The organism is Planomonospora algeriensis (assembly GCF_977012225.1).
Genome location: NZ_CDRNDK010000459.1, coordinates 1 through 4,909, shown reverse-complemented (window position 1 = coordinate 4,909; position 4,909 = coordinate 1). Strand labels below are relative to the sequence as shown.

General features: G+C 76.0%; 6 protein-coding genes and 1 pseudogene. All 7 read left to right on the top strand.

The features are described from left to right. Positions 1-47: 47 nt before the first annotated feature. Positions 48-811 (top strand): annotated as a pseudogene (locus tag ACWJ6R_RS30220) (AMP-binding protein); the annotation flags it as partial. Continuing rightward, the gene (locus tag ACWJ6R_RS30215) at positions 788-1,642 is read left to right on the top strand and encodes an AMP-binding enzyme (protein WP_449065484.1); all 855 of its coding nucleotides are present in this window, start codon (positions 788-790) and stop codon (positions 1,640-1,642) included. The pseudogene ACWJ6R_RS30220 and the gene ACWJ6R_RS30215, both read left to right, overlap by 24 nt. Beyond that, entirely contained in the window at positions 1,639-1,821 is a 183-nt protein-coding gene (locus ACWJ6R_RS30210) for an MbtH family protein (RefSeq protein ID WP_449065483.1), read from the top strand. Before ACWJ6R_RS30215 ends, ACWJ6R_RS30210 begins: the two co-directional genes overlap by 4 nt. Continuing rightward, the gene (locus tag ACWJ6R_RS30205; RefSeq protein WP_449065482.1) at positions 1,814-2,164 is read left to right on the top strand and encodes an acyl carrier protein; all 351 of its coding nucleotides are present in this window, start codon (positions 1,814-1,816) and stop codon (positions 2,162-2,164) included. Before ACWJ6R_RS30210 ends, ACWJ6R_RS30205 begins: the two co-directional genes overlap by 8 nt. A gap of 247 nt (positions 2,165-2,411) precedes the next feature. Next, positions 2,412-2,972 carry a hypothetical protein gene (locus ACWJ6R_RS30200; RefSeq protein ID WP_449065481.1) on the top strand — a complete coding sequence of 187 codons (561 nt, stop codon included), beginning with the start codon at positions 2,412-2,414 and terminating at the stop codon, positions 2,970-2,972. Then, positions 2,879-3,526: a hypothetical protein gene (locus tag ACWJ6R_RS30195; RefSeq protein WP_449065480.1), complete on the top strand. Its 648-nt coding sequence runs from the start codon at positions 2,879-2,881 to the stop codon at positions 3,524-3,526. The genes ACWJ6R_RS30200 and ACWJ6R_RS30195 overlap by 94 nt, the downstream gene beginning before the upstream one ends. Before the next feature lie 94 nt (positions 3,527-3,620). Beyond that, positions 3,621-4,909: N,N-dimethylformamidase beta subunit family domain-containing protein (locus ACWJ6R_RS30190; protein ID WP_449065479.1), on the top strand; the 1,289-nt coding region annotated here is incomplete at its 3' end.

Genomic DNA, 4,909 nt, shown 5'->3' with positions numbered 1-4,909 from the left:
GGCTGGCGGCCGCGGGCATCGGCCGCGGCTCCCTGGTCGCGATCCGGATGGAGCGCGGCGCGGACCTGCTCGCCGCCCTGCTGGGCACGGTGATGAGCGGCGCGGCCTACCTGCCGGTCGACCCCGGCTATCCCGAGGCCCGCATCGCGTACGTGCTCGAGGACTCGGCCGCCGCCCTGGTGCTGACCTCCCTGGACGACCTGCCCCCCGCGCCGACCGCCGCACCGGCCCCCACCGGGGCGATCGCTCCGCCCCGGCCCGGCGACACCGCGTACGTGCTCTACACCTCCGGGTCCACCGGGCGGCCGAAGGGGGTGGCGGTCCCGCACCGGGCGCTGGTGAACTTCCTGCTGGCGATGCGCTCCCTGGTCGGTTCCACCCCGCGCGACGTGTGGCTCGCGCTGACCTCCCTCTCGTTCGACATCTCCGCCCTGGAGCTGTACCTGCCGCTGGTCACCGGCGGCCGGGTGGTGATCGCGGACGCCGGGGCCGCCGTCGACGCGCGCAGGTCGCCCGGCTGGTCCGCGAGACCGGTGTCACCCACGTGCAGGCGACGCCGTCGGGCTGGCGGGTGCTGCTGACCGGCGACCTGCCCCGGGTGACGGCGCTCACCGGCGGCGAGCCGCTGCCGCCCCGGCTCGCCCGCGAGCTGCGCCCGCGCGTGGAACGCCTGGTCAACGTGTACGGCCCGACGGAGACGACGGTCTGGTCCACGGCCTGGGAGGTGCCCGCCGACCCCGGCGGGATCGTGATCGGCCGGCCGATCGCCAACACCACGGTCCACGTCGTGGACGCGGCCGGCCGGACGGTCCCGATCGGGTCCCCGGGCGAGCTGCTCATCGGCGGCGCCGGGGTGGCGACCGGTTACCTGGGCCGCCCCGCGCTGACCGCCGAGCGGTTCGTCCCCGGCCCGGGCGGCTCCCGACGCTACCGGACCGGCGACCGGGTCCGGTTGCTCCGCGACGGGACCCTGGAGTTCCTCGGGCGCACCGACCACCAGGTCAAACTGCGCGGCCACCGGATCGAGCCGGGCGAGATCGAGGCCGTGCTGGACGCCTGCCCGGGGGTCCGGCAGTCCGTCGTGGCCGTCCGCGGCGACCTCCTGGTCGCGTACGTGGTCCCGGACCCGGACACCGGAAGCGCCACGGACACCGGAAGCACCGCGGACACCTGCGACGCGCACCGGGACCTGGCGGACCGCCTGCGGGAGCACCTGATCCGCGAGCTGCCCGGCTACATGGTGCCCGGCGCGCTCACGGTGGTGGACGCGCTCCCGCTGACGCCCAACGGGAAGGTCGACCGCTCCGCGCTGCCCGAGCCGCCCGCCCCGGTCCGCGAGCACGTCGCCCCGCGCGGCGACGCCGAGGAGCTGGTGGCCGAGGTCTTCGCCGAGGTCCTCGGCGTCACCGGGGTGGGCGCCTTCGACGATTTCTTCGCCCTGGGCGGCCACTCGCTGAGCGCCGCCCGGGTCGTCTCCAGGATCCGCGCGCTCGCCGAGGTGGACGTGCCGATCCGCACGCTGTTCACGCACAGCACCGTGACCGGGCTCGCCGCCGAGGTGGAGGAGCTGCTGGTCGCCGAGCTGGCCGCACTGCCGGAAGAGGAGGCACGACGCCTCATGGAAGCGGGGAGCCAGGGATGAGCCATCTCGTCGTGGTCAACCACGAGGAACAGCATTCGATCTGGCCGGCCGGCCGGGAACTCCCGGACGGCTGGCGCGCGGAGGGCTTCTCCGGTGATCGGGAGGAGTGCCTGGCCCACATCGAGCGGGTCTGGACGGACCTGCGACCGCTCAGCGTGAGAGGAGCCGGCGGTGCCTGAGGAGACGAGGACCCGGAGGGCGACCGGCGACGGCACGGCGGACGACACCGTGACGGACGGCGGCATGGCGGACGGCGGTTCGGTGGCGCGGCGCGTGAGCGGCGTGACCAGGGAGCGCCTGGCCGAGATGGTGGCCTCGGCCTCCGACGGGGCGATCACCGCCGGGGAGGCGCTGGCCGCCGAGGTGCCGCTGACCGCGCTCGGCTTCACCTCCCTGGCGCAGATGCGGCTCATCGACGCGGTGGAGAGCGAGTTCGGGATCGAGTTCGACCTGTCCTCCGCCGGGATCGGCGCGCTGGACGACCTGGACGCGCTGGAGCGCCACCTCGCCGGGGTCCGCTGATGGAGATCCGGTTCGCGGGGGGCCGGGCCGGGACGGCCCCGCTCACCTGGGGCCAGCGGGCCATCTGGGACACCATCGTGAAGACCGCCCCGGACGACCGCTACTTCAACTTCGGCCGGGTGCTCGCGGTCCCCGGGCGGTCCCGGCCGCTCACCCCGGCGCGGGCGGCCGAGGTGCTCGGCGCGCTGGTGGCGCGGCACGAGTCGCTGCGGACGCGCCTGGACGGGGACCCGGGGACCCGTCCCGGGTGGCCGGGCCGTACCAGGTGCTGGAGGCGGCGGGCGCGATCCCGGTCGCGGTCGCGGGCGGGGACGGGGACGGGGACCCCGACCGGCTCCTCGGCGAGCTGGCGGCCACCGCGTTCGACTACGCCGCCGAGTGGCCGCTCCGGGCCGGGCTCGTCGTCGACGGCGGCGAGGTGACCCACATCGTGCTGGTCTTCTGCCATCTGGCCGCCGACGGGCTCGGCGCCGAGGTGGTCCTGCGCGACCTGCGGCTGCTGCTGCTGCGCGGCTCGGTGCCCGGTCCCCCTCCGCCGCAGCCGCTGGACCTGGCCCGCTGGCAGGAGTCCGGCGCCGGGCGCCGGGTCGCCGGGATCGCGGCCGGGCACTGGGAGCAGGAGTACCGGCGCGTCCCGCCGACCATGTTCGGCCGCCCGGCCGGAGACGCCGCCGCCGACCGCCGATCTGGCGGGCGCAGCTCGTCTCCCGGGCGATGGACCTGGCCGTCCGCCGGATCGCCGCCGTGCACTCCGCGAGCACCTCGACCGTGCTGCTGGCCGCCGCGTCCGCGATGGTCGGTGCGGTGACCGGGCACGGCGTCTGCGCGATGCTGCCGATCGTGGGCAACCGCTTCCGCGGCGACACCGTGAACGCGGTCACCACGCTCTCCCAGGAGGGACTGTTCGTGCTCGACCTGGACCGGGGCCCCTTCAGCGAGCTGCTGAGGGCGGCCGGGCCCGCCGCGCTGCGCGCCTACCGCTCGGCCTACCACGACCCGCGCGACCGCGACCGCCTGACGGCCGAGGCGGGCCGGGAGCGCGGCACGGAGGTCCACCCCTACTGCTGCTTCAACGACCTGCGCTTCGCCGACCGGCCGGACGCCTCCCCGGGCGAGGCGGAGGTACGGCGGGCGCTGGCCGACACGGCGCTGTCCTGGCCGCTGCGCCAAGAGCGGCTCAACTGCCGGTTCTGCCTGCACGTGACCGGCGAGCCCGGCGGGCTGGGCGTCTCGCTCACCGCCGACACCCGCTTCCTGCCCCGCCCGGCGATGGAGCACTACCTGCTCGGCCTGGAGTCGCTGCTGGTGGAGGCGGCCTTCCACGACGTCCTGGAGCCCGCCGTCCTGGAGCCCGCAGGATGACGGTCTGCGCCTACGCCGAGTCCACCTCCCGCGCCCAGGGCGAGCGGCTCGGCTTCCACCTGTCCCACACCTCGCGGGCGCGCTGCGCGGCTCGGTGGCCGTCGAGGACACCGCCTGCGGCCGGAGGGTGCTCGACGGGGCGTTCGACGGCCCGCACTGGACCCTCGAGGTGCCGGCCGACTGGGCGAGCTCGCTCTACCGGGCCGTCTTCACCACCGGCGAGGGCGAGTCCGAGGTGTACTTCGCGGTCCGGGCCGCCCGGCCGCGCTCGCCGATCCTGCTGTCGATCCCGTTCCCGACCTGGCAGGCCTACAACCGGGCCGGGATCCCCGGCGAGTCGCTCTACTGGGCCGAGGAGCCGGCCCGCGCCGCGCGCGTCTCCTTCGACCGGCCGGGCGGCGGCCCGCCGCCGGAGCGCTGGGAGGAGGGCATGATCCGCTGGCTCGGGCCCGCCGGGTACGACGTGGACTACTGCTCGGCGCTCGACCTGCACGACGGCGCCGGCCTGCTGTCCGGCTACCGCCTGCTGGTGGTCAGCGGCCACGACGAGTACTGGTCGGCGGGCATGCGCGACAGCGTCGAGGAGTTCGTCCGGCGCGGCGGCAACCTCGCGGTGTTCTCCGGCAACACCTGCTGGTGGCAGTTCCGGCTGGAGGACGGCGGGCGGACCATGGTCTGCCACCGCGACGCCGCCGCCGACCCCGTGGCCGCGACGGACCCCGCCCTGACCACGGTCGAGTGGTCCGCCGCCCCGGTCGACCGGCCGGAGAACGCCCTGATCGGGGTCAGCTTCCGGCGCGGCGCCGGGACCTGGGGACCGTACATGCAGCGGATGCACGACGAGTCCTACACCGTCCGGTTCCCCGAGCACTGGGCCTTCGCGGGGACGGACCTGGGCGAGGGCGACAAGTTCGGCCGGGGCGCTATCGGCTACGAGACCGACGCGTGCGACTTCACCGAGGTCGACGGGGTGCCGCTGGCGACCGGCCGGGACGGCACGCCGCCCTCCTTCGTCGTCCTGGCCACCGCGGACCTGCGCCACTGGGCCCGGTACGGCCAGGGCGGCATGGCCACCATGGGCGCCATGCGCCTGGGCGCGGGCACGGTGTTCACCGCCGCCACCGTGAACTGGGGCAACACCCTGCACGATCCCGTCGTGGAGCGCATCACCCGCAACGTGCTGGACCGGCTGTCGGGGCCGGCGGACGGCTGGGAGGCGATCGGCCCGGCCCGCTCGCTGCGCGCGCTGACCGCCGCCGGCTCGTCGGTGTACGGCGGCGGCCCGGCGCTGTACGGCGTCGCGCCGGACGGCTCCCTGCTCACCCGGGACGTCTGCGGCCAGAACCTCCGCTGGCAGCGCGCGCCGGCGCGCGCCGTCGGGCA

Bases quoted from the DNA above. Each gene is read 5' to 3' on its own strand.
- ACWJ6R_RS30195 (WP_449065480.1), top strand. From the start codon at position 2,879: ATGGACCTGGCCGTCCGCCGGATCGCCGCCGTGCACTCCGCGAGCACC.
- ACWJ6R_RS30210 (WP_449065483.1), top strand. From the start codon at position 1,639: ATGAGCCATCTCGTCGTGGTCAACCACGAGGAACAGCATTCGATCTGG.